A 26,347-nucleotide genomic window follows, 5' to 3' on the forward strand; every position below is an offset into this window, starting at 1 on the left:
AAACGTCTCGGTAAAAAAGCGGATAGAACTTTGTATCAACCCAGTCCGGGTAAATTAAAAATGAAACGAATCAGCGTTCGTGTTCCTTCTGCAAGTTGGACTCTTTTGGGAACATTGGCTCAGGCTCACGGTGTATCGAAATGTTATCTTTTTAATTATCTTTTAAAGTTGGAAGCCCTCGGAGTCGGTAATTCTATCTTGAATACGGTTCGGGCGGGAGTTCCCACGTTTCACTGGTCCTACAGTTATATCCTGCACCTAGATCTGTCAAACAACCAAGTCACTCGAAAACTACACTGTAAACCAGAATCCTATTTCTACGCATTAGACTTAGAGTGGTATTCTACATAAAATCACTGTTTGGCGGCTATTATCAAAATTAAAACTCATTTCGTAGAAGTTCCTAGATTTCGAACTGGATCGACGCAGTTGAATTACTGATTCCTCATATTATTATAACCGTATTTGGGTTATTTGGGATTTTGTTTCTTGTATGCAAAATTCAAGATACTCAATTTTATAGGGATCAGTGAAATCAAACTTCAAAATAAAGAGTTATTCTAACAATATTTAACGTGAGCTCAAAGTAAGAAATCCATGGTTCGATTTTCTAAAAAAATGTGATCTCGATTCCTAATTGTGAGAACTACCGCAAATCATGATTTTGCAAACAAATTGTAAAATTGTATGAACTCATACTTTAAGAAAATTTTTTCTCGTTTTCTTACTCTGAACTCACGTTATTTAGAATTATTGAAAAATTTCATAGCGGCGGTTAACAAAATTGCTTCAATCTACTATTTCCATACAACGGAAATCGATGTAGAGTTCATTTTTCAAAAACTCTAATATGATTTAGTTCTATAAGAATCTAAATTCACATTATAGTATATTCAAAAACCATCAGGAGTAAACGCTGCTCTATAAGCTTCTGGTGGGCAAGATAAAAAAGAGCAGGATTTGGCTCCTTGATTATCCGAATTTTCAAACCAAACTCCTTTCGAAGTTAAGTCTTCGCAGGAAATTCGGATCGAATTTGATTTTTGCCGACCCGAAGAATAACCCTGACAACTCCAAATAGGAATGTTTGAAAAGCAGGAACAGCTTCCTTGGAAGGCCTGAGTATCCGTGCAATAGACACAATCGGAACGGGTTTCGTTGAAAGTGTTTGCAAGTAAACGGATCATCAGATCTTGGTTGTTTTTTTTATCTTCATTTTGACAAAAAAGAATAAGAACAGTTAAGAATATTAAAATATACTTTTTCATATATAATCTCCTATGGAATTGCTGTGAACGGAAAAGAAACCTTTAAAATCGCGTTCAAACCCGGGTTGAGAGCGTAGTCCTTATATCTACTGAGATGATCTACATAAGAAACATTGAATACATTTTGAATACTCAAGTCTACAGTAGGCTTTGAAGTTCCGTCTCCGAAATGAGGAAGTTCAAAACCGAGTCCAGCGTCTATAAGATTATAACCTTTGGTAGGTGTTTCTTTAGGATCGACTCTATATTGAGAGTCATAAAACCTACCGTTGATGGAAAAGTAGAAGTTTTTTAAACCTAAAATAGAATCTTCCGTCCATCTAAGACCAGCCCGTGCTCGATTTGGTGTAGTTCTAGGAAGAGGATGAGTATCGCTTTGATTTCTAGAATAAACAATATCGATTCCACCGGAAAAAACGAGTTTACGGAAAAGTTCTGCTTGGATCGAAAATTCTCCTCCTTTTAAAATCGCGTTTCCTTGTTTATACTCGTATTTTGGTAAACCAGAATCCAAGTCTATTTGGGCTATACTTGCAGCATATATGAAATTTTGAATATGATTTTGAAAAATGCTAATCTCAGTTTGAATTTTAGAAGAAGCAAATCTCAGAGAAAAATCCAGATTATTTGAATATTCAGGTTTTAGATGGTTGTTTCCAATTTCAAATTTACCGGTTCCTTCGTGGACTCCGTATGAGAAAAGCTCAAAAGGAGTAGGAGCCCTAAAACCGCGTCCGTAATTAAAAATGGTGGAAAAAGATTTATAGATCCTCCATACAACACCGGTGGAACCGGTTGTCATATAATAATTTTTGGTTTGTTCGGAGACACCAAGGGTTTGGTTATTTCGAATGTCGACGGAACGTTTATCACCTCTAATTCCAGCGCTGAAAGTTAAGGAACCCAGTTTAAGTTCTTCTAAAAAATAACCGGCAATGTTAATAATACCGTAGGAAGGAATCAACGGCTCTGTACCGATTGTTTTATTTCTTTGTTCCAGGCCAGATATTCCGATGGTTCCTTTCAAAAAATTGAATATAGGTTTATGGTGAAATTTAGCGTCCGCTGTAGTGGTGTCTAGAAAAAGGTTTAAACCTTGGTATTTTTCTTTGGAAGTCACTTGATAGAACTGAAAAGATTTATCTAAAACTTCTGCATTTTTGTCCAAAAGAATATCTTGAATTGGTAGAAGTTTATTTTTAGATTCAATTTCTCTTCGATTGTTTCTTTGATAGGAAAAATCAAGTTCCAAGTTTCCTGCGGAAAAAATAAAAAACGAATGAAAATGAGATTTCTCGTGAAGAAGTTTTTGAGAGACAGTAGCTCCAGGATTTTCGTTTGGATTGTCTAAAAGATCTTGGGTTTGTTCCCTTTTAAAAGAATCCAAATAAAAATTACCCCAATCCCCGTCCAAACCAATGGACGCACTTTGATTTTTTTCTATCATCCCTGTATTACGAAGGGTTCCGTTCGGAGTAGTAATTTTACCCGCTTTTCTGGAATTGGAGCTAGCACGATAACCGAAACCGTTTAGATTTCCGTAGATTGCAAAGTTGCCAGCATCCTGTTTGTTGTTAGAATAACTGTTGGAATTGAAAATGCCTGCCATCTTTGGAATTCCTTCTTCGGAAAGAGGTGCTTTGTCTCGAATGACATTTACTACACCTCCAAGAGCGTCTGAGCCGTAGAGTAAACTACCCGGGCCTCTTATAATTTCAATTTTTTGAATATTGAAAGAATCTAATTCTACTGTGTGGTCGTCACCAAATTGTTGTTCTTCTTGACGAATACCGTCGGTCATAACTAAAACCCTTTGTCCGGTAAGGCCTCGGATGATCGGTTTAGAAGTTCCTGATCCTGTTGTAAGGTTGGAAACTCCCGGAGTATTGTTGATAGCAGACATTGCAGTTTCTCCCCTTTGGCGGTCTAATTGTCTACCCGACAAAACGGTAATTGGTTGTGGAGCAGTTAAAAAATCTGAATTTGTGGATTTAGCGGTGACGTTGATCGCGGATTGGTCCAAAGAACTTTCTAAAAGAGTAAATTGTGTTTTTTCATCTTTTTCACCGATTGTAATTGAAATAGTTTCGGATTGATAACCTCTTGATATTGCGACTAATGTATATTTGCCAGGGGGAACATGATTTAAAACAAATTCTCCTTTTTCATTTGTGATCGTAGTTTTTCTAGATTCTTGGAGTATAATTTTTACATTGGAAATAGAATTTCCGTTTTTGTCTTTTACTATACCTGTTAGCGTGACGTCTAACGCTAAAATGGAAATTGGGGAAATAAGTATCGAAAATAAAAATATTCTAAAATAATAATATAGCTGCTTTTTCAAGCGACACCTCCCGGGCTAAAAAAGCCCATTAGATCAAAAAATTGATTTAAGAAAGTGGGAGTAAAAAAGGAGGTGCTCGACCAAATCTATTTTGATAGGGGTTGAAGTGGTGGATAAAAATTACAAATGAGATTCTAATTTTTTTGAGAAAGACTGAAGGTTGGTTTCCAGTTAAAAAATTTGGATTCCAGAGAGAATTTGATTCTCTTTGGAACTGACAGATCGGACAAGCTACGATTTGTTTTGTATCTTTATTTGTAGAAAAGTAGGTGCCGGAAAATTTTTGAATTTCTTGTTCTACATGGATATGTAGTCCCGAACTCACGAAAAGTATGAGCAATATGGAGAGAAATCCGGATTTGATGCCTTGCAGGATCATTGTATATGATTGCTAATGATAAATCAATATTAATAAGATCAAGTAGAAAATTAAATCATAGATTGAAATGTAGGACCTGCTACTTGAGTATTTCGGAATTTGTTTGTAAAAACGGTTAGTCTTGGTTCCGACGTTGTTTGATTCCAAATTCAGATGTTTATAAAACTTAATATTTCGGTAAAAAGTAAAATGTGGGAACTCACACAAATCTAGATTTTACAGTCAAACTTTCAAAAAATTGTTATAGAACATAAAAACTAAATTTAAAAAAACTAATTAATACAAGTTTCTTATAAAAAAATAAGAAAGAGTTTTCTAAAAGTAATAGTTCCTACATTCATTTATAAAAATGATTGGTCCTAGTTTTTAAAGACTAAAAATGTTGTAGTTCCCACATTTAGAGAATGACTTACAAAGTTCAGATTTCAACTTTTTTAAAAAAAGTGAATCATAGATTTCTATACGAACTCCCGATGTTAGTCAAGAACACGTAAAATTCTATCCAAAGTTTTATGTTTTTCCTCAAAGGGAAAGAAATGAGAAGTTTTTGGCCAAATTTCTAAAGAAGATCGAATATTACCAGAAATAATTTTTTTTGCTGTATTTGGAGAACAAACTTCGTGTGGGTCAGGAATCGTAATATGTGTTTCCGTTTTAATTTTCCCAAACTGAAACAAACTACGATAACTTACCGAGTCAAAGATTTTTGCTTCCACTTCGGGAGCACAACGAAGAATCGCTTCTCCATTAACACCTAATCGAAAACAACTTTGAATATAATCATCGTAAATCCCATTGTCCCAACGTGAAAAGGAAGGAGTTCTTTTATAAATTTTACGGACGGTATCAAGATTTTTGAATTCTCTTCTACGTTTAATAGCTACTTGAGCCAGAGGGTTATGAAAAATACGAGAATACGTAATTTGCAGAAAATTTAATGTAACCGGATCGTGAGCGATTACTTTTTTAAATTTATCAGGAGAATGATACGACGCTAAAAGAAGACTTGCACCTCCTAAGGAATGTCCAATTCCAATTACGTTATTAAGATTTTCATTTTCAATTAGAGAAAGAACTTGGTCTCTGAAAAAATACCAATCTCTAAAATTCAAAGTGGAATCGGATTCTCCGTGACCTGCAAAATCTAGAGCAATCACCCTATGTGAATTTTGTAACGATTCAATATAAAATTTATAAGTAAACGCACTGTATCCATTCGCATGACAAAGAAGGATTGTAGGTTTGGATTTAGAGTTGGTATCTATATAGGAAAGATTGAGCCCTTGAAAGTTAAATGTTTTTCTAAGCATAATAAAAAAATTGACCTTGATCTTTCCAAATCCCTAGGTGGACTGGTTTTCGTAAAGTCAAAACCGGAATCATAACATGCAAATTCAAGTTTTAGTTGTATTTATAATAGCACTTGTATTCAACGCACTTGCCAATATTCTAATAAAGGCAAGTTCTTTAAAAGACGTTTCAGAAAAACCGGATGGGATACAAGGAATGTTGCAAGTAATTTTCAATCCAATGTTTATTGGAGGATTGGCCTCCTTTGGATTGGCGTTACTAGGGTATCGTTTTGTATTGGGGAAAGGATTAAAACTTTCACTTGCTTATCCAGTATTTACGAGCGCCGGTTTTATCCTGGTGTTGATTGTGTCTTCCATTGCGTTTAAGGAAAGATTGACCTGGTCACAATGGGCGGGTATAATACTGATACTGGTAGGAGTATGGTTATGCGCCGCAAATATGTTCGAAACAAAATCTTAAATTACTTTTACCAATTATCTTCTATAAAAACATTAGAAAGTGTGATGGTCGTGTTAAATTTATGAATCAGTTTCAAACAGAAATTTTCTTTTAAGTATCGATCCTATAATTGATAATATCTTAATTAGAGTTATATAATAAAATACTAATGTAGTAATTTGCGTTTCAATAATGAAATTTTTGAACAATAAATTCTCTATTCATATCTGTTTTATGAAAACGGTTGATTGAAGCAACTTTATTATAGAATTTTCCATAATTCTAATGTAACTTCAGGGAAAGAAAACCAGGGCGAATCCGGACCGCGCTTTCGGCTCCAGTCAATAAATTGCATTGTAAAAAGTTAATATAATATTTCTTCCTAAAAATTGAAATACAGTAGGTCAATGAACTGTATAAGATAAACGTTATGCGAAATATAATTTTTAGTATCCGATTGATTGATTCCAGTGCAATTTATAACGATGGAGGTGGGACGGGACGTTTGAGTATCCAGAATAAAAGCAAAAAAGAAAAATCATTCAAATTTAACTTGGAAAATCTGATTTGCACGAGAATCGGCGACTAACAATCTTTGGTTCAAACAATCAACTTTAACTGTCCCTATCTCCATAAACGTATGATCAATTGTAGAAACGTTAAGTAAAGGATCCACAATGCGGATTCTGTTAGAATTAGCGTCCGATACAAACATATAACCGCTGTTATCTATAGAAATGAAAGCGGGACCAAAAAACGAAGCGTTTGTTCCATTTCCATCTACGTCTGCTCCGATTCCGTTTCCCAAAAGAGTGGATACGGTAGAATTTTTGAGATCTATTTTTCGAATTCTATGATCCTGAATATCTGCAGCCAATAAACTATTCATTTTACGATTATAAGCAATTCCTAATGGAGATTTAAAACGAGCTGAAGCTAAATCTCCGTCTAAATAACCAGAAATTCCTCCGGAAAGAGTACTCACCGTACCTGAGTTGAGATTGATTTTTCGAATCGTATGATTGCTTAACTCTCCCACGTATAAGTTTCTTTCTGGATCGATGTCCATAAAAAAAGGACTGTCAAACAAGGAATTGAGTCTATCCCCGTTTTGAAGACCACTCAAGTCGGAAGAACTTCCGGCAAATAAGGAAAATTGTTCCGTAGAATCTATCTTATAAATTTGATTACTGTCTTTGCAGGAAACGTATTTGTCTCCAGTAAGCGGATCGAACTTGATGCCGGAAGGATCTTGTAAAGGTAAGTTTGTAGAAAGAGTTTTTACATTTCCGGAGGGATCAATTTTACGAATCAGGTTGTTTATTTGATCGCTCACATAGATATTTCCGGAAGTATCTACTTCTAAACCGAAAGGAGTTTTGAAAGAGGCTGTGGAAGTGGTACCATCTACGCTTGCTGCTACACCAGTACCGGCAAACAAACTAACAACAGGTTTGTTTGTAATTTTGAGAGAACAAAGATAACATTCTTTAAGAATACAGTCCAGGATCGTGTTTTCAATCCAAGCCTGGCTCATAAAAATACTCGGATTATAAATAGAGGCAGGAGAACAGGAAACCAATACTAGAACGAAAATCAAAATTCTATAGAACATAATTACTTTCTATAAGAATTAGAATGAATTTTTTTTTAGAAAACTACAGTGGACTTTTATGAAAATATAGAAGTTGTATCTATTACTCAGGATTATATGATGAAATACCCAATCTAACAAGTTTACATATCAAACCTGTAAATTCAGAGAAAGAAAATCAGAGTGAATCTGGAGTTGCTGGATAGCGTTTCAGCTTTGATCAACAAATTGAGGAAACAAAATCTTTTTCTGAATTCAATTTGTTATAGAATACGATCTGTCGAGCGCCCATAGAAGCGAGACGCTGAGTTACCTCGAGCACCCATAGAAGCAGACGCTTTAGTTTGAAAGAGCGTTCTGGTCTCAATCGCTTCCGCATAGAACTCCCAGAATTTGTATGTAAATCGTAGTGAAGAAATAGTGAATATAAAAAAAGGTATCTCAAATAGATCTTTTCATCTGAATGGGAGAAGAGAGGTCGTAAATCAATGAATCAAGGTCCACTTTCCGGAATCAAAGTAATCGACTTAAGTTTATTACTACCGGGTCCGTTATGTTCTATGTATTTGGGAGATATGGGAGCTGAGATAATAAAGGTAGAAAATCCCAGAGCGATGGACGCAACTCGAGTAATGTTTAAAAAAGCGAACGGGGCCCCTTCTTTATATTTGATGCTCAATCGAAATAAAAAAGCGATCACTCTCAACTTAAAAAAGGAAAAATCTAGAGAGATACTTTTTAAACTATTAGAAAATGCTGATATACTTCTGGAAGGATTTAGGCCGGATGGACTTGCCAAAATGGGATATGGATACGACGATTTAAAGGAACGTTTTCCTAAATTGATTTATTGTGGAATTTACGGATATGGAACGGAAGGAAAATATAGAAATTTTGCGGGACACGATGTAAATTATCTCTCACTTTCCGGAGTACTTTCTCAGACTGGAAAAACACCTCAGATTCCAGGATACCAACTTGCAGACATAGGAGGAGGGACGATGACGGCCCTTTCTTCAATTTTGGCGGCTTTGTATGCGAGGGAAAAAACGGGAAAAGGACAAAAAATTTCCGTTTCTATGATGGATTCGTCATTGCCGTTTTTATCCTTGTATGGAGGGATTTACGGAGCCACCGGAAAAAATCCAGAAGGAGGAAATGAACTACTTTCTGGTAAATTACCTAATTATAATGTTTATCAAACGAAGGAGGGTCGTTGGGTCGCGTTAGGTGCTCTTGAAGATATGTTTTTTAAAACTTTTTTACGACAGACTGGGTTGGATAAACATTTGGAAGAATTACCTGCAGAAGAAAAAAACTTTTCTAAATGGAAAGAAATACTTACTACCTATTTTTCTACAAAAACATTCGAAGATTTGAATGTTCTTTTTGAAAACCAAGATTCCTGTCTAACTCCTGTAAAAACAATAGAAGAGGTCATTAAGGACCCGGTATTCCAGGAAAGTGGAATGGTTATTGAAAAAAAACATCCAGACTACGGAGATTATTTTCAGTTTGGGGCTCCTTTTTCATTTTCCGAAACCCCTGTAACATATCGTTTGGACCCGCCGAGTCACGGGGAACATAATGAGTCTATCTATCGAACTTTAGGGTATACAGTAGAAGAAATAGAAACGATGAAAAAAGAAAAAGTGATTTGAATTTCATTGGGAAACAATTGGAAGATACTAAATATTTTCTCAATTATAAACATTCTAAAAATTGTGAACAGAACGTTCGTTCTTTGAAATTTTAGAAGGAACTTGTTTTAAAAAGATTTTTGAGAACCTGAAAAGTTTCCAACATGGAATGAATAAAAAAAAATAAAAAACAAACAGATCATTGGTTTTTTCCTTTATATTTTGGTTTGATCTAATCACTGTAAAAAAAAAAGTAGGATTAGAATATTCTCTTAAGATAAGAAGGGCAAAACCGATGTACCAGGAATTTACCGAACAACAGCTCGAGATCAGAGACCAGATTCGCAATTTCGTGAAAAAAGAAATTACTCATGAAGTCGCTATCCACTGGGACGAAGAAAATAAACACCCAGAAGAACTCATCAATCGTATGCGAAAAGAACTAGGAGTGAATGGTTTAACCATTCCCGAAGAATACGGTGGTTGGGGACTTGGTTCTGTTGAACAGTGTCTTGTAACTGAAGAGCTTTCCAGAGGATGTCTCGGAATATCTCTTTGTTTTGGTTATACGGGCCTCGGAATTCTTCCAATTCTAAAAGGTGCTTCTCATGAGCAGAAGAAAAAATGGCTACAACCTGTGGTCGATGGAGAATACGGAGTATCTTTCTGTCTTTCCGAGCCTGGTGCAGGATCAGACGTTCCTGGAATGAGTACTACAGCTGTAAAGAAAGGTGATAAGTGGGTTATCAACGGCACTAAACAGTGGATTACAGGTGGAGGTAGTGCAGGAGCTTATACAGTATTTGCATATACTGATAAAGGAAGAGGAACTAGGGGAGTAAGTTGTTTCTACGTAAAGAGAGACACTCCAGGACTGACCGTTGGTAAAAAAGAAGATAAACTTGGAATCCGTGCTTCCGATACTCGTCAGATCATCTTTGAAGATTGTGCGGTAGAAGAAGCGAATATGATCGGAAAAGAAAATTTAGGATTTATTTATGCGCTTCAAACATTAAACGCATCTCGCCCTTACGTTGCGGCGATGGGAGTGGGGGTTGCTCAAGCGGCTCTTGATTACGCTTCCAAATATGCAAGACAAAGGGAGCAGTTCGGATCTAAGATTTCTAGTTTCCAGGCGGTGCAGCATATGCTTGCGGATATGTCCATTGGTCTAGAAACTTCTCGTCAAGTTACTTATCTCGCGGCGAGAATGTCCGACGCAGATGATCCTAGACTTCCAAAATATTCTGCAATTGCAAAGGCTCACGCATCTGAAACCGCGATGAAATGTGCTTTAGATGCGGTTCAAATTTTCGGAGGATACGGTTATACAAAAGAATATCCAGTCGAAAAATTAATGAGAGACGCGAAAATTCTTTGTATCTTTGAAGGAACAACTCAGATTCAGAAAAACGAGATTGCCGCTTATGTAATTCGTGAGGCAGCATCCGCTAAATAAGAAAATTAGAATTTTTGAAAGTATGTTCCGATTGGGACAATTTGAGAAAATTGAATCTGGACTGAAACGAAAGTTTAAAAGTTTGGATCAGAGAGACAGGCGTTCGATATTATCATCGGGCGCCTTTTTATTTTGTTTAGGTTATGATCTAGTTATTTTTACAACTACAAAATAGATAGTTCAATTTCTTTTCCTATTAAATGTGAATTCGGCTTAAAAAAATCAAGGTGAATTCCTGCTGCTATGGCAGTTTTGGTCAAATTCTAGAAAATTACAAAATTATATTCTATTTTTCTAAAATACTAATCTCTTGATCCAACACTGAGATCTGCGATAGCAGTGTTTAACATCGATTTCTTTTGTGTTATACCGAACTCACTTTTTTAGGATTAGTTTAGTGTCTGTCCCTTCAATTGCTTTTTGGTCGTTGTTATTTGGACGTATAAAAATAATATCCAAAAGTTAATGTTCGATTTTGTAAAAAAATAGAACGTTTTCGGAAGTTGCATCTAACTCAGAATTGGTGGCTTTTTTGAAGGAGGCTCTACATTCTAAGTTTTTAAATAAGCTCAGTATAGTATTATTTTCATGCATCTGAGTAAGTAGAAGACTAAACATACGTCTCAGTTTTTTGGTTTGTTTTTATATGAGCTCCGTGTAAAACAAATCGGAAAGTTTTTCTAAAAGTATATTAGAATTGTTGAAAAATTCCATAGTTTAGATTAACAAAACTGTTTCAATTGAACGTTTCCATGAAATAAAAACAGATAGGGAATTCATTTTTCAGCAATTCTATTTATTTAACGTGAGTTTGGCGTAAGGAACTCATGATTCTGAAAAAGTTGGAATCTGAACTTTACAGATCGATTCTTAAAATGTGGGAACTCCCACAATCTATAAAATAGAAGTTTATAACACTTGAATCTGTCATATTCAAGTGAGGGAACTACTACAAAACTTAAGTTTATCTGTAAAATAATGTAGGAACTACAACAAATTACGATTTTATGAACAAATTCTAAAATTAGAGAAATTCATACTTTTAGAAAATTTTTACTCGCGCCGAACCAGTGTTAAAATGGGATTTAAATTTTGATGATGGCTGTAAAACAGAGGTTTTGTGCAAAAATCGGATTGGACGATGATTCTTTTTGTAGTTCTTACAATTCTCAAAGTTTAACTGTAAATCCAAGATTTGTGAGAGTTCCCACAGATTAAGTCATATAATAAATATTTAAACATTCATTTTTTGTGATTCGAGTCCGGGAGTTCTCACATTTATTTTTGTGGAAAAATCAGGTTTTTATAAAACAAATCCCTTACGCAGAATTACGTTTTTAAGTTTTGAATGTGTAATTAAAATTGTTTTAAATTCGAATTGACAGTATAGATTCACATTCAAAGCATTGATTCAGGATGGTCCAAATGAATAGGATTTTGTCCATTTTCACTTTTATCTCAGTTCTATTTTTACTGAGTGGTTGTAAAGAACCAGATCAAAAAATGGAATTAGAAAGTTTCGTCGTAAAAAACATAATTCATCCCAATAATAATCCATACAATAAAGATAAAGTAGAGTTGGGAAAACTGCTTTATTTTGATAAACGACTTTCACTCAAAGGAGATACGAATTGCGCAATTTGTCATTCGGTGGAAATACGAGATTTGGAAAAAAATTCTCTGCCTAAAAATAAGATTCACAATTCTTCAGCTCCTTCTCTTACTAATGTAGGTCTGTATAAAGACGTGTTTATGGACTCTCAAGCAAATGATTTAGAAGAGATCGTAAAAGAAAGAATTCATACTGCGGTAATGCTCAAAGACGAAAAAACTATCGTAGCCAGACTCAATCGTGTTCAGACATACAGAGAACTTTTTGAAAAATCTTTTGGTTCTCCTGGGATAACCATGGATCGAATCGTAAAAGCAATTTCGGCATTTGAAAGAACGATTCTATCTAAAAATTCTAAATTCGATCGTTACGTGATGGGAGAAGAGTCTGCGCTTTCTCCGGCTCAAAAAAGAGGACTAGACGTTTTTATGAACAAGGCAAAATGTTTTCAGTGTCACAAAGGACCAAACTTTTCGGATTCCGAAAAACATACTACTGGTCTGAGTGGAATTACTCAAAAAGTAAGAACTCCAAGTCTTAGGGATGTTAGCAAGAAAAACAAATTCATGCATAACGGAGAATTTACAAATTTAGAAGACGTAGTAAATCATTTTGTAAACGGAGGGGCAAAAGATTCGATTCAAGATCCACTTCTAAAAGAATCTACAATTACCGAAGAAGAAAAGAAGGATTTAGTTGAATTTTTAAAATCTTTGGAAGGTGAATTTCAACTATTAGAAATACCTAAAATACCAAAGGCATAAAAACTAATAGAATAGTTTGTGATAGGTTATAAGAAAAGGACTTAGAAATAAAAAGGCTCTCAAAAGAGAGCCTTTTAAAATAGAAATCGGTATTGATTGAATCTTAGAGTTCGTGTTTATAACCGAATCTGTAGATTTGCCCACCGACAACGATTGGATATGCAGGAAAAGGAGAAAGGTTCGTAGCTCCTCCTGCAGATTGAGTTTTACCAACTGCATACGCAGCAGACATGATCGTTTCTAATTCAAGAAAAACGTGTCCTTTATCGGTTACTCTGGCCTGAGTTCCAATTAAAAAGTTAGGAGCAATTCCAGAAGTTCTAAATCGAACGTGTTCACGAGTCGTGACTGGATCTGTTCCGTCTGCGATCAAGTTTACAACACTTCCCGCTCCCGCTGCAGCTAAAATGTCATGACCTCCTTTGAGGTTGTTTGATCCGTTTAAACTCCATCCACCATTGAAATAGTTTAAACCTGCTCCCATATATATTGCAGCGTCTTCAGTAACATTCAATTTGATACCAACGGTTGCAGGAATGACGATAGAACTAAAACCCCAAGTCATATCTACAATGTTATAACCAGCGATGTCTGCTTTTGTAATACCGCCAGAAATTTTTTGAGTATATTCTGCAGCAACTCTCCAGAAAAAATATTTACCAAAGTCGGACTCATAACCTACCATCAAGTTTCCTCCGACCATGGCGCCTTTAGTGCTTCTTGCGTTGATCAAGCCGCCAGTAGTTCTATCGAGGGTAATCAATCTATTTTCAGCAGGAATCGCTTTTCTGGGAGCAACTCCTAGATAATTTCCTTCACCTGTAGGTTTTCCTGGATTTTGTACACAAGTAGGATCGTTTGGACCTACTGTACAAGTATCTGTTGATCGGACCGGGCCATAATAACTTGCAGCGTCTAAACCATCTTTGGTGATGGTTCCTCCTAATTGTCCTAGGTCTAACTGTAACCCAAATCCTACAATTGCATATGTTTTTGCACTTAGGCTTGCAGCCGAAGATAATGCTACGGCTAAAATGAGCAATGCCTTACTTATGTTACGGATCATTGATAACTCCTTACTCACGATTCGATTGGAATTTGATTGTGTTTCCGGCAAGATTTGTATTTGGCTCTTAAATCCGGATACAGGGGGAACTTTAGAAGTTCATAGATTAGTGTCAAGCAGGTTTTCGTAAAAAGGTTGAAAAGTTCCTAAATTTCTACAAAGGAAAATAAAAATGAATTTTCTTTTTTATATCAGTCGTTATATATTCTTAAAAAATCCTGAACGAGTGTTATGATTGAAGTTATATTCAATTTCTTGAGTGATCGAGTAAAAATCTTATTTTTATTTTTTAATTTTGATCTGAGTAATATAAAAATATTTATTTCTCCGGATAAAAATAGCGATCTTGTTTCAGTTTTACTAACAAATTATTCTATAAACATTCAGAACTTGTCCTAAAACCTCAAGATGTGGGAACTCACACAAAAATTTAACAATATTAGAATTACTGAAGGTTCGCAAATTACCAAAGGTGACGGTTTTTGTAGGAACTATTGTGTTTTATTAAAAATTTCTAAAAAACTATTATCTAAATTCTTTAAGGTTTTGGGACAAGTTCTCAATATAAAGCTAGAGGTGATTTTTAAATTTAAGGATAAGAATTTTAAAATCAACATCTGTGTACAATGAAAGTTTTACGACTTTGAAATTCATTTTTGTAGATAATTTCCAAAACATAAAATTGCAAATGAGAGGAGAATTTTATCCGTTGATTTTTAAGATCAGGATTGTATCTATCTGAAATAAACTTTTCAGTAAAATACAAATAAACAAATGAAATTGAATGTTATTTTTTTGAGACCGAATTTTGAGTTTATCTCACAAAAATTAAAAATGTGGGAACTCATACAGAAATTATAATAACACAAAAGAATGTTAAAGAACTATAAATCATACATACAAAGATTTTTGTGGGAACTACTACGAAATTTAACAGGATTAAAACTGCTTGAAAGTTTGCAAATTGCCAAATGCGACTAATTTAATTTGTAGGAGCTACTGGCATTTGATTAAAAATTTCTAAAGAATGATCGCGTAAATTTCTTTGAGGTTTTGGGATAATACAGTGCAGAGTCTTTCTTTAGTTCTCTAAAGAGAGAAATCAAATACAATAGAGTTGTTGAAAAATTCCATAGTGGCGATTAACAAAACTGCTTCAATTGCCGATTTACATAAAATAGAAACAGATGGAGAATTAATTTTTCAACAACTTTAATACATTTTATAACATTGAAGAAGCCGAGCATCTTCTCTTCGATTTATTACAATAGATTCAGGTTTCATTCAACATTAGGTTCTATGAGCCCTGAAGAATTTGAGAGAAATATTACTTAAAAAGACTGTCCACTTTTACTACTCGGACGCATGAATAGAATACTTGTGTTAGATTGTTTCAAAAATTTGAATATTTTGGTCTTGCTTTAAAATGCCGTAAATCCCGAATTTGCGGCATTTTTTAAGTACCACTATTTTTTCGTAAATTAGGCCGTTAATAACCATAACCTTACCCACAAGTATTTGGATCTCAATATAAATCTGTCGGAATTACGACAAATCCTCTGTAAAACTTAGTTCCACCCCACAACGCGATTCATAGAGAGCGTTGTGTTGAGTTTTTTTCCTATTTTTGGGTGGGGGTGGTAAGGTTCGGAAAATTTTTATCTATCAGAAAAACATACTTTTTGCAAGTAAAAAGACTCATTCTTGTCGGAACACTTGAAAAATGTGCGTTTTTAATCCTTCTCATTCTAAAATCCTATTCAACTTGTGGGGTTGGTTATGGTTAATAACTTGGTACTATTTTTATGCGTCCGAGTAGTATATGACTACTTCAACGTGAGCTCGGCGTAAGAAAACGAGAAAGAATTTTTTAGAAGTATGAGTTCCTATAATTTTAGAATGTGTTCGTAAAATCGTGATTTGCGAGGGTTGCTACATTTTAGGAATCGAGATCACATTTTTTTTAGAAAAATAAACGATGGAATTCCTTACGTCGAACTCACGTTAATTTAAGAAAGTTTTTTGAAATCTTTTCATTCAAAGTAGAATGAGAAAATATCCGGGCCGAAAGAAAAGCCCGGATGAAGTAAAAGTTTTATATTCTTTCGATGATTGTGGCAATTCCCATACCACCACCGATACAAAGAGTAATCAACGCATAACGTTTTTGTCTTCTTTCTAGTTCGTCTAACGCGGTTCCGAGAAGAATCGCACCTGTTGCTCCTAGGGGATGTCCGAGAGAAATGGAGCCTCCGTTGACGTTGATTTTTTCGATAGGAATTCCAAGGGACTTTTGGGTATAAAGAACTACCGAAGCGAATGCTTCGTTGATTTCCCAAAGGTCTATATCTTCCGGTTTGAGTCCTGCCATCGCCAATGCTTTTTTAGAAGCGGAAACAGGTCCTGTTAACATAATCGTAGGATCTTCGCCGGTAGAAGCCATAGCAGCGATTCTTGCACGAGGTTTTAAACCGTATTTTTTAATTCCTTCATCGGAAGCAAGAAGAACGGAAGCAGCTCCGTCTACGATACCAGAAGAATTGCCTAACGTATGGATATGATTGATTTTTGGAATTTCTGGATAAGATTTAAGAGCGATTGCATCTAATTCTTTTTCTCCGATCGTTTTAAAAACGGGAGCCAGATCCGAAAGCCATTCGAATGTAGATTCGATTCTCGGATTTTCATCCGAATCTACTATGGTTCCATCTTCTGTTTTTACTGGGATGATGGATTTTTTAAAGTAACCTTCTTTGATCGCTTTGTCCGCTTTGATCTGAGAGGATTCTGCAAAACGATCCGCTTCTTCACGGGAGATTCCGAATTTAGTAGCAATTAGATCCGCTGAAATTCCTTGAGGAACTAAATTATAGTGTTTTTGAATATTCGGATTTCCGATATTAAAATCTCTTCCATTCATGTCGGCTCCCATCTTGACTCTGGACATGGATTCGACTCCTCCGCCAAGAGCAATTTGCATAGAACCAGATTGAACATGATTTGCTGCGTTATTCACCGCTTGTAGACCGGAGCCACAAAAACGATTTACGGTGTAACCAGGAACTGAGTTTGGCCAAAGAGCTGACATTACCGCATAACGTGCAATACAAGCGGCTTGGTCGTCTACTTGAGATACACATCCCATTACTACTTCTTCTACAATTTCAGGTTTGATTCCGTTTCTTTCCTGGATTGCGTTTAAGGTTGCAGCAGAAAGTTCTTGCGGGTGAATGCTTGCAAGTGCCCCTCTTTTTTTACCTTTTCCTCTTGGAGTTCTAACTGCATCAATTACATAAGCGTTTGACATTATTCTACCTCGCTGTTTATTTCGCCTTTTGACGATTTTATGAACAGCTGTTTAGTGAATTTGGGTATTTCGGTTTCCATTTTGAAGAGGTGGGGGAGTTTGCAATTCTTTTTGTTAGGGCTTTATAAAGGATTGTTCAAAGTATTACGGATCATCGTATAATTAAATACCATGAACTTTGAAATGGATCTTAGTTTTAAAGAGGAAATTCAAGGGCTTTCATAACTATAAGTCAAACGTGAGTTCATGGAGAAATGAGAAGGAATTTTCTGAAAGTAATAGTTCCCACATTTTAGAAATCGATCTGTGAAATCGTGATTTGTGGTAGTTCCCACATTTTAGAAATCGATCTGTGAAATCGTGATTTGTGGTAGTTCCCACATTTTAGAAATCGATCTGTGAAATCGTGATTTGCAATAGTTCCCACATTTTAGAAACCGATCTGTGAAATCGTGAGTCTAGCTTATTTCAGAAGAATAAATCATGACCGAACTCACATAAATTAACGTGAATTCGGGGCATCTCAGGATGTTTTATAAAAACTTGATTTTTTCATAAAAATAAATGTGGAACAACACTGTTTTTAGCCTTGAAAAATTAAGATCGATCATTTCTATAAATGAATGTAGGAACTACTACTTTTAGAAAAATTCTCTTAGTTTTTTTACGCTGAACTCACATGAGTCACATTTTACGTTCAAACAGAGCTTTATAATAAAAATTATTTTTTGATAGGATGCTCAAACATATGAAAATAGATCAAAAATTAACTACTGACTTTGCAAAGATGTGAAACCATTCAAATAATAGTGTTTAACTCAGATTTATTGAGTTTTTGAAAGAGATCCCACATCAACATCAGTATTATCTTTATGCATCTGAGTAGAGGGAATTTTTTAAGAAAATCTTTTTTAGCATTTAAAAATAACTCTCTTAAAATTAAAAATTTATTTTATAAAGGTTCTTAAAAGTAGTTATTTCTATATTTTTAAAGAAAGGTTAAATTTAAAATTTGTAAGGGACTTAAATTGATTCGTTCCATCAATCAAATTAGATGGAACGAAAAAATTATCCTAATTGGTTCTGGAGTTCCAAGGTAATAGAAGGAGTCGTTTGATGAAGTACGTAGTTTCTAAATTCTTTTGGAGGTTTTCCGGTAAATTTTAGACAAGCTCTTCTAAAAGAAGAAGGAGAATTGAAACCGCTTGCTAAAGCCACTTCTAAAAGATTAATATCTGGTCTTTGTTCAATCATACGTTTTGCTTCTTCTAGTCTATGGAAGCTTAAGAAATCTGTAAAGCTGAGATCCTTATAATTGTTCAAATAATAAGAAGCTTGGTGAAGTGAAAGTCCGATATAAGCTGAAAAATCGGACAAGCGAATTTCTTCGTCTAAATATTCTCTATCTTCCACAAATTTTTGAATTTTTTCTTCGATACGAGATATGTCTAAACGTTCTACTAAATTTTTAGGACTAGTATTGGTTTGTAGAGTTTGAATTTTATTATCTTCTGATTTAATTTCTATCAGTTCGCTGGAAAAACTCACTTTCCAAAATTCAGGATGATTGTATTCCAATATGAAAAAATAAATAATGAAAAATCCTGTAAAAGAAAGTGCAAGAATCATCAAGTTTGGAGTGCCTAACCACATTCCGATCGAATGTACGATAAGCGCTGTACAAAGTGTAAAATTTTGAATTGGATAATTGAAATAGATTTTTTTCATTTTATATTTGATAACATAATAAAGATTAAAAATCCCAGCGGAGAATTGTAAGGTAAAAAGAACTGACTTTCCAAAGTAAACGATTGAAATTAAGTTTTCTATCATTAAAGAAATAAGAAAGATTGTTGGAAAAGAAAGAAAACTATATAGGCTCAAACGTAGAGGATTTTTCAAGGCACCAAAAAGATACATGACGTAGAAGGTGGAAGATAAAGAGGCACAAACTGCAAATCCGTAGTAATAGGAAAAAAAGACACGCTTTTCGAGACTTAAAATTCCATTTGGATCCGAAGTCATCAATGAAAAAGCTTTACTGTGTCCGATAATTAGAAAGCAAGCGCTCATTAAAAAAATTCCTCGAACAAAGTTTAAACGATTTTTGGTTGCTTTGTAAAAACCAGAAAGACCGGTTAAAAAACTAATTACTATACTTGCAGAGTAAAGATATTCTAGATACCGGTTTAATACTTCTTTTACAAAAATTAAATAATCAAGAAAATTCAGATCCGGAAAAAAATCCATTCTACTCTCACCTCTAACAATTCTTTTGACCTAAGATAACTTGGAGATTTAAAAAACTATCTGTTAAGTCAAGACGATCAAAATAAATATTTTATTTCCTAAAAAATATAAACGGATTCCCGTACTCAAACCAAGTAGAAGCATTTTTCTTAAAATTGGAGGAGAGGAAGGAATCAGTTCTAAATAAAAGTTACTATTTACTTCATTAAAAGTCTTTTCAGGATATAAAATGAAATAAAGGGGAGTTTATAGCCTATTTAATTGTGAATAGTTTATAAAATGAGAATGGATTGATGATGTAATTTTTGTGTCAAATTTTGTTAAACGAAATTAAATTGCATTAGAAAAGTATTAATTATTTTTAATTTATAATTATTCTAAAACGTTATAAGTATGGTTGGATATTCAGAGAAATTAAAATTTTATTTAGGACCATTCCAATGAATTTTGAAGCTTGTATCGAACTCGAATTGATTTGATTTTTAATCTATATATAAATTAAAGAATTTTAGTTGGGAAGATTTTTAGATCGGTTCCTTGAATTTTCTGAAAAGATATTTAACCTGTATGAGTATAAATATTTGTAAAAAAGTTTTTATTCCAAAGTTCCTATTATTTTACATTTTAATGACAATATTTTTTTACCTTATGGAACTGGAATGATGTTTTAAAAGAAAAAATAAAGAACTCATTTGATAACTTGGGAGTTTGTAGGGTGTATGGAACTAGATAAATAAGGACTTGGCAAAATAAAATTTAACATTCAGAAGTTTTTATAAACCCTAAAGAAAAAATATTAAGAATTGAATTTCTGTATTTTAATTAACGTGAGTTCTGCATAAGAAAATCAGGCTGCCACACGGATAGGCTCTCAGCTTTGGGCAATAAATTGCATGCAGGAAACGTTATATAATATATTGTTTGTAGTTTCAATTTAAAACGCGATCCATCGAACGACCTAAAACGCGACCCATAGGAAAGCGTTTTGCTGAGTTAACGCGACCCGTTGGGAGTGAGTTCTCCCGCATCGATCCTTTTCGCGTTATGTAGAATTTGTGTTAATTATCAACCATCAGATTCAAAATTCATTTTATAGAGTTCTCTTTAAAATTGTGGGAACTGCTGCGTTTATAAAAAAGTTTTTTACAAAACGATCGTAGGAAGAAGGTATTTTAAGACTAAAATTTAATTTGCTCCGACAAATTCTATCATTCAAAAATTTGATTGAAATTGTGATGAAGTTTTCTCTTGGTTGGATCTCTAAATTTAAGTCGATTTACTTTCGATCTTTACTACGAAAACGCATAAAAGAATATCAAAAATTAAAGATGAATTTTGCAAAAACGTAGAAACAATTACAGATTGCTTATCTCGGAATTGATGATGATTGAGTTTTTATAAAAATTGAGTATCGTAAATTTTTAATGTATGTTTGAACACAAAATATTATTGATTAGGGTTTGTTGAAAAATCCATATCGATAACGGTTTTCCTCATTCGTTTTAATAAAGAAAATTAATTCTCAACAACTCTATTATATAGTTTTGAGTAGGGCTTTATGTTCTGATTTTTGAGGTAATTCTAATATCATTTTATGTAATTTTGTAGTATATTCTAAAAATCGAGGCATGTCAAAAGTCCTACATAACAATATGAGTTTGAAGTAAGGGATCCATTTTTCTGAAAAAAGTTGAAATTAAACTTTGTAAACCTATTATTACTACTCGGACGCATGAATAGAATACTTGTGTTATATTGTTTCAAAAATTTGAATATTTTGGTCCTGCTTTAAAATGCCGTAATCTTGAATTTGCGGCATTTTTTAAGTACCGCTATTTTTTTCGTAAATTAGGCCGTTAATAACTTGGTACTATTTTTATGCGTCCGCGTAGTAAAATGTGGTAACCACTACAAATCACGATTTTATAAACAAACTCTAAAATTATAGAGGTATGTGTTTTTAGAAAATTCTTCTTCAACCGAAATCACGTTAAATAAGTAATAGGAATTCCGTTTGAGAGATAGAATTTTAGACACTCTATTCTATAGTTCTAAGTAATCCTAAGAATCCATAAAAAATTATCTAGGATTTGTATGTGCGGCTTTGGCTTTTAAAGTCAGAGTGGATGTAGAAGTTACGGAAGAAACGCTTGTCAAGAAAAGTCTTAATTTCAAAGTTAAGAATGTATGGCAAATCAAGGCGATTTTCCGAAAAGGACTGAAACAAAAAAGCGTCCGCTTCATAATATTTATGGAAAAGAGATTCTTCGTAAACGTCTTGAAGAAGAAAATTTTTCTAGAACAACTCTTTCCTTTTATCGTTATGTAATTTTAGAAAACGTTCAGGAACTTAGAGATCAACTCTATGCCGAATGGGAAATACTCGGGGTCCTAGGAAGAATTTATATTGCAAGGGAAGGAATTAACGCACAACTATCCATTCCTTCTCATAATCTGGATTTTTTTAGAAAGAATTTAGATTCCAGAAATCAATTTAAAGATATGCAGTTTAAAATTGCGGTGGAAGACGATTCTAAGTCTTTTTTAAAACTCGATTTAAAGATAAAAAAGAAAATCGTAGCCGACGGATTGAACGACGATGCCTTTGATGTGACTAATGTTGGAAAACATCTTTCTGCTGAGGAATTTAATCTTCATATGGAAGATGAGAATTCTATTGTAGTAGACGTAAGAAATCATTACGAAAGTGAAATAGGCCATTTTGAAAACGCGATTCTTCCTCAGTCGGATACGTTTCGCGAAGAACTTAGAATTTTGCTAGAATTGTTAAACGGAAAAGAAAATCATAAAATTCTAATGTATTGCACTGGAGGAATCCGTTGCGAGAAGGCGAGCGCTTGGCTTAAACATCACGGATATAAGGACGTCAATCAACTTCATGGAGGAATCATTTCCTATGCCCACGAAGTTTCTCAAAAAGGACTCGAATCTAAGTTTAAAGGAAAAAATTTTGTATTTGATGGAAGGCTTCAAGAGGCGATTGGAAATGAAGTTATCTCTTCTTGTCATCAATGCGGCGCAAAGTGTGATCGTCACGTAAACTGTGAAAATCCTGGATGCCATGTACTTTTTATTCAGTGCCCATCTTGTTCCGAAAAGTTTGAAGGATGTTGTACATTAGAGTGTCAAAACGTATTACATCTACCTAAAGAAAAACAAAAGGAAATTCGAAAAGGAAAGTTGAACGAGAATCGTTTTTTTTCGAAATCTAAAATCCGTCCTAAGATTTCAGAACTCTATCATGGGATATTGTTTAAGTCTTCAAAGTAGAAGTTTTTTTAGACCAAAACCAAGCCAGAGTTACTCCTGCAATTGCGTGCCAAATTCCCCAGGTCGCGGCTATGATTGCCATACTTCCCTGGCCTTCAAAAAACGCGAAAATCAAAACAAGTCCTAGTCCCGAATTTTGAATTCCGGTTTCTATGGAAATACAACGAGAATCCCTTTCATCTAAACGCATTAGCTTTGAAAAATAATATCCCAATAAAAATCCAACAGCGTTCATTAGAAAAACGTAAAGGAATACTTTATAGATTACGTTCAAAAAAATCTGAAAGTTTGCAAAAAGTGCGATTAATAAAAATGCGGCAAAAATAATGGCTGAAAGTATTCTGATTGGTATTACGATTTTTGCGGTTGTTTTTGGTAGAAATTTTTTTGTTAAAAGACCTAGTAGGATCGGGATTATTAATATCATTAAGATTGCTTTCAATACATCCCAGGGGTTTAGGGAAATTGTTCTTAACGTATTTTGTACAGGAGGATATAAATTTCCCCAGAAGAAAAAATTAAACGGAGTAATAACGATAGCAAGTGCAGATGAGAATGCGGTAAGCGAAATGGAAAGGGCTGTATTACCTTTTGCAAGAAGAGTGACAAAGTTCGAAATGTTACCCCCTGGACAAGCTGCTACTAAAAGCATTCCAAGTGCAATTCCTGGAGAAGGATTTAAAATCCAAAGGAGTAGATAAGTGGCAAACGGAAACAGTATAAATTGAGACAGTATTCCGGTAATGGAAGATCTGGGTTTATCAACTAATAATTTAAAATCTTCAAATCTAAGTTCTAAGGCGATTCCGTACATAATCAACCCTAAAAGTAAATTCAAAAAAGCTAAATTACTTTCATTAAAATGAATCCGAACAGAATCCAATTCTTGCATGGTTTTAATCCGCCCAGGCTACAAAAATTTCCCTTGGTCCGGTAAACGGATGTCTTCCGTGAGATACGGAATAGTTGTCTATCACTAATATGTCTCCGTTCTGCCAGGAAAATAGTGAGATGTTGTTCCAAAATACATTTTGAATTTGTTTTAATTCGGTACCTGAAATTTCTTGACCACCTCCGTAAGTACAATGTGTGTCTAAGTATTCTTTTTTGGTGGTTATTTTTTTGATAAATGTAAGAATTTCGAGAGTAACCGCTACTAAAAATCCTCGGATTGTTTTTTGACGTACAAATATTTTCCAGTATTCCTTACGAGCCGCGTCTATATGAAACACTTGAGAATGATTATGCCATGCTAATGTGTTAGATTCGGGATGTTTACGAATTGCTAATGTAGTATTTACAAGTCTTAGATCATCTTTACCAAACCATTCTACTTTAAAATTCTGTTTTTTAGAAGTTTTTTCAACTTCGTTTTTATCTTTTGTTTGGAACATTTCGTCCCAACGTTTGGTTTTCCAAAATTGAAAACGGGATTGGTTAGAAGGTCCGTTATAAACTCTAGAATATCGAATTTTTTCTTTTTCGAATTTTTCGCGTATATGAGTTGGAATTTCTTTTAGTACTTTTCTAAGATCGGTAATAGGTGTTTCTCCAAACTTTCCTGGAGCTTTTCCGCAATAGAAAAAAAGTTTTTTAGGTGGGGAATCTAAAAAACTCATTTCCGCGTGTTGCATTATAGGATAGGCAGATGGAAGTTCAGTAGCGGTAAACGTGTATTTTGTCACCTGATTGCGAGGAGACGTTCCGAGATAATTATTCTTTAGATTAGAGTCTATGTTTAGAATTACTTCTTCAAAATCTTGAGGAGAAATTATTTCGAATCCTCTAAAAAGGATTGCTCCATATTGTTTTAGATCATCAGTTAATACGCGTTTATTGGTCTTAATCCATTGGATCAGAGTTTGTTTGCTTTTTTGTGTAGTAGAGTTTGGTTGATAAATTACAGGAAGCGGGTTTTTTGGATTAAAAAAACTTTTTGATAATTTGATCCCAGAAGATGTGATTTTGAGTTTTGTTTGTTTTTTAGTATTACTTTTGGTTGAGGGTTTTCCTTTTTTTATTTTAGTTTTAGAAAAAGTTTTGGCTGCCATAAATTTTGTCCCCCGAATGTTTTTCCAGATATTACTTCAAAGGGCGGATCTGGAAAAGGCTTTTTAAATACCTTGAGGGACGGAAGAGCTCATTTGCAAGGAATATTTGATATAGTGGATATAAATTTAATAAATTGGATTTATGGAGTTGCTGGTATTCTACTTTGTTCATAATTTCAGGATGATAAAAGTACAATAAAATCATTTAAAAAAGACATTTTTGACATATTTAGTTGGTTTTGATTTTTTATTTTTAGATAGAGATTTCATATTTTGATTCTGTTTTAAAAGAATTATATCTGTTAGGTAGAATGATTGTTTTTGGGATAGAATTTAAAGAAAGTTCATTCGTTATAAGTTCTCAAATATAAATTCGTATCAGCCGCCTTGTATTTTGAAATGATAATTTCTTTTTTGGGTTTTGGACAAAAATGTTTGATGGAAATGTATTTTTGGTTGCCCCGAGTTATTTAGTATTTAAGAATAAAATGAAATTCTAATTTTGTGACTTCTTCTGTTGTAATTGCTCTAATTTTGTCTGTTTTGATTGTAGATGGAACTTTTAATCATGACCGCAATGCTGTGTTTATTATTTCCAGTTTTATTTACAAAAGGATTTTAAGTTGTCGTAAATATTTTTTAATGAGATCATTTGTTGGGGCAACTAGACTAACGTGAGTTCGACATAAGAAAATTTGGGCGAATCGGCTTGCCGTAGGCAAGCCGGACCGGACTTTCTGCTCTGGTCAATAAATTGTATATAGGAAGCGTAATACAATATTCATCTTAAGTTTCAATTGATTATAAAACACGATCTGTCGAGCGCCCATAGAAGCGAGACGCTGAGTTACTTCGAGCGCCCATAGAAGCGAGACGCTGAGTTACTTCGAGCGCCCATAGAAGCAAGACGGCTTTAGTTTGAGAAAGAGTTCTGCTGAGTTTTCCTGGCATCAATCCCTTTCGAGTTATACCAAACTCACGTTGATTTAGATCCCGAGTTAATTTTCTAAGTATTGCCCTTGAAATTTGTGATAATTCCACATTGGTTTGATATACAGAATATTCAGGTTTTCTAAAATTGCGGGAACTTTCACAAACCACTATTTTACGAACAAATTCTAAAGTTGTAGAAACTCATAAAGAATTCACGTTTTTAATATTAGAGTTGTTGAAAAATTAATTCGCCATCGATTTCCGTTGTATGGAAACTGTCGATTTGAAGTAGTCACATAAAAGTGGACAGCCATTTAAGCAATATTTGTCTCAAATTCTTCAGGGCTGATATAACCTAATGTAGAATGAAACCTGAATCTATTGTAATACACTTCGATAAAATCGAATAGAAGATGTTCCGCTTCTTCAATGTTATAGAATGTATTGTATTCGATTTCTCTTTTTACAGAACTAAAGAAAGACTCTGCCACCGCATTGTCCCAACAATTTCCTTTTCTGCTGTTGCTTCGTCTGATACCGTTGGCAATTAGTAGTCTGCGTGTTTCTTTAGAACAGAAATTAGAACCCCGATCCGAATGAAAGATCAATCCTTTCCGAGGGTTTCTTGACAACACTG

18 protein-coding genes and 1 pseudogene are annotated in these 26,347 nt (G+C 34.2%); 8 read left to right on the top strand and 11 right to left on the bottom strand.

Going from position 1 to position 26,347, the window contains the following annotated elements; all coding sequences use genetic code 11:
* Positions 1–351: DUF1564 domain-containing protein (locus BW942_RS20095; protein WP_082279665.1), on the top strand; the 351-nt coding region annotated here is incomplete at its 5' end.
* Positions 352–893: 542 nt separating this feature from the next.
* On the opposite strand, the gene BW942_RS20100 is transcribed toward BW942_RS20095, so the two are convergent.
* The 4 genes from BW942_RS20100 to BW942_RS20115 all read right to left on the bottom strand — a co-directional run bounded on the left by BW942_RS20100 (position 894) and on the right by BW942_RS20115 (position 5,301).
* On the bottom strand, positions 894–1,268 hold the full coding sequence (locus BW942_RS20100; RefSeq protein WP_000759967.1) for a hypothetical protein: 375 nt from the start codon (positions 1,266–1,268) through the stop codon (positions 894–896).
* 10 nt (positions 1,269–1,278) lie between these two features.
* Positions 1,279–3,612, bottom strand: coding sequence for a TonB-dependent receptor (locus BW942_RS20105; RefSeq protein WP_000744488.1), 2,334 nt, complete (start codon positions 3,610–3,612; stop codon positions 1,279–1,281).
* A 46-nt stretch (positions 3,613–3,658) separates the two neighbouring features.
* Positions 3,659–3,991 (bottom strand): LIC10965 family protein, encoded by a 333-nt coding sequence (locus BW942_RS20110; RefSeq protein ID WP_000602915.1) that lies wholly within the window; start codon positions 3,989–3,991, stop codon positions 3,659–3,661.
* 476 nt (positions 3,992–4,467) lie between these two features.
* The gene (locus BW942_RS20115) at positions 4,468–5,301 is read right to left on the bottom strand and encodes an alpha/beta fold hydrolase (RefSeq protein WP_000944882.1); all 834 of its coding nucleotides are present in this window, start codon (positions 5,299–5,301) and stop codon (positions 4,468–4,470) included.
* Positions 5,302–5,377: 76 nt separating this feature from the next.
* Here BW942_RS20115 and BW942_RS20120 point away from each other — a divergent pair, with 76 nt between their 5' ends.
* The gene (locus BW942_RS20120) at positions 5,378–5,764 is read left to right on the top strand and encodes a DMT family transporter (protein ID WP_001166988.1); all 387 of its coding nucleotides are present in this window, start codon (positions 5,378–5,380) and stop codon (positions 5,762–5,764) included.
* A 517-nt stretch (positions 5,765–6,281) separates the two neighbouring features.
* Here the strand turns inward: BW942_RS20120 and BW942_RS20125 are convergent.
* Positions 6,282–7,358, bottom strand: coding sequence for an NHL domain-containing protein (locus tag BW942_RS20125; RefSeq protein ID WP_000499950.1), 1,077 nt, complete (start codon positions 7,356–7,358; stop codon positions 6,282–6,284).
* A gap of 539 nt (positions 7,359–7,897) precedes the next feature.
* Here BW942_RS20125 and BW942_RS20130 point away from each other — a divergent pair.
* From BW942_RS20130 to BW942_RS20145, 4 genes are all read left to right on the top strand, one after another.
* The gene (locus tag BW942_RS20130; protein WP_306795521.1) at positions 7,898–8,998 is read left to right on the top strand and encodes a CaiB/BaiF CoA transferase family protein; all 1,101 of its coding nucleotides are present in this window, start codon (positions 7,898–7,900) and stop codon (positions 8,996–8,998) included.
* Complete coding sequence (locus tag BW942_RS20135) at positions 8,995–9,093, top strand: hypothetical protein (RefSeq protein ID WP_016689547.1); 99 nt, start codon at positions 8,995–8,997, stop codon at positions 9,091–9,093. The genes BW942_RS20130 and BW942_RS20135 overlap by 4 nt, the downstream gene beginning before the upstream one ends.
* A gap of 86 nt (positions 9,094–9,179) precedes the next feature.
* Positions 9,180–10,436 carry an acyl-CoA dehydrogenase family protein gene (locus BW942_RS20140; protein ID WP_000232010.1) on the top strand — a complete coding sequence of 419 codons (1,257 nt, stop codon included), beginning with the start codon at positions 9,180–9,182 and terminating at the stop codon, positions 10,434–10,436.
* Positions 10,437–11,861: 1,425 nt separating this feature from the next.
* Complete coding sequence (locus BW942_RS20145) at positions 11,862–12,812, top strand: cytochrome-c peroxidase (RefSeq protein ID WP_001079907.1); 951 nt, start codon at positions 11,862–11,864, stop codon at positions 12,810–12,812.
* Between the two features lie 103 nt (positions 12,813–12,915).
* Here BW942_RS20145 and BW942_RS20150 read toward each other — a convergent pair whose 3' ends face one another.
* The gene (locus tag BW942_RS20150) at positions 12,916–13,878 is read right to left on the bottom strand and encodes a porin OmpL1 (RefSeq protein ID WP_002969037.1); all 963 of its coding nucleotides are present in this window, start codon (positions 13,876–13,878) and stop codon (positions 12,916–12,918) included.
* Between the two features lie 1,211 nt (positions 13,879–15,089).
* Here BW942_RS20150 and BW942_RS21305 point away from each other — a divergent pair.
* A pseudogene (locus BW942_RS21305) lies at positions 15,090–15,213 on the top strand (IS3-like element IS1501 family transposase); the annotation flags it as partial.
* A 760-nt stretch (positions 15,214–15,973) separates the two neighbouring features.
* Here BW942_RS21305 and BW942_RS20170 read toward each other — a convergent pair.
* Both BW942_RS20170 and BW942_RS20180 read right to left on the bottom strand, forming a co-directional pair.
* A complete protein-coding gene (locus tag BW942_RS20170) occupies positions 15,974–17,185 on the bottom strand; it encodes an acetyl-CoA C-acetyltransferase (protein WP_000063746.1) in 1,212 nt (403 codons plus the stop codon).
* A gap of 1,068 nt (positions 17,186–18,253) precedes the next feature.
* Entirely contained in the window at positions 18,254–19,435 is a 1,182-nt protein-coding gene (locus BW942_RS20180) for an AraC family transcriptional regulator (protein ID WP_000345338.1), read from the bottom strand.
* A gap of 2,187 nt (positions 19,436–21,622) precedes the next feature.
* On the opposite strand from BW942_RS20180, the gene trhO reads away from it, so the two are divergent.
* Positions 21,623–22,726 (top strand): oxygen-dependent tRNA uridine(34) hydroxylase TrhO, encoded by a 1,104-nt coding sequence (trhO, locus tag BW942_RS20185; protein ID WP_000013216.1) that lies wholly within the window; start codon positions 21,623–21,625, stop codon positions 22,724–22,726.
* Here the strand turns inward: trhO and BW942_RS20190 are convergent.
* The 3 genes from BW942_RS20190 to BW942_RS20210 all read right to left on the bottom strand — a co-directional run.
* The gene (locus tag BW942_RS20190) at positions 22,710–23,618 is read right to left on the bottom strand and encodes a bile acid:sodium symporter family protein (RefSeq protein ID WP_001156914.1); all 909 of its coding nucleotides are present in this window, start codon (positions 23,616–23,618) and stop codon (positions 22,710–22,712) included. The two genes, trhO and BW942_RS20190, sit on opposite strands and share 17 nt — an antisense overlap.
* 4 nt (positions 23,619–23,622) lie before the next feature.
* Entirely contained in the window at positions 23,623–24,777 is a 1,155-nt protein-coding gene (locus BW942_RS20195) for a TauD/TfdA family dioxygenase (RefSeq protein ID WP_000729232.1), read from the bottom strand.
* 1,247 nt (positions 24,778–26,024) lie between these two features.
* On the bottom strand, positions 26,025–26,347 hold a 323-nt coding region (locus BW942_RS20210), incomplete at its 5' end, for an integrase core domain-containing protein (protein WP_139325938.1).

Source organism: Leptospira interrogans, from assembly GCF_900156205.1.
Classification (GTDB): domain Bacteria; phylum Spirochaetota; class Leptospiria; order Leptospirales; family Leptospiraceae; genus Leptospira; species Leptospira interrogans.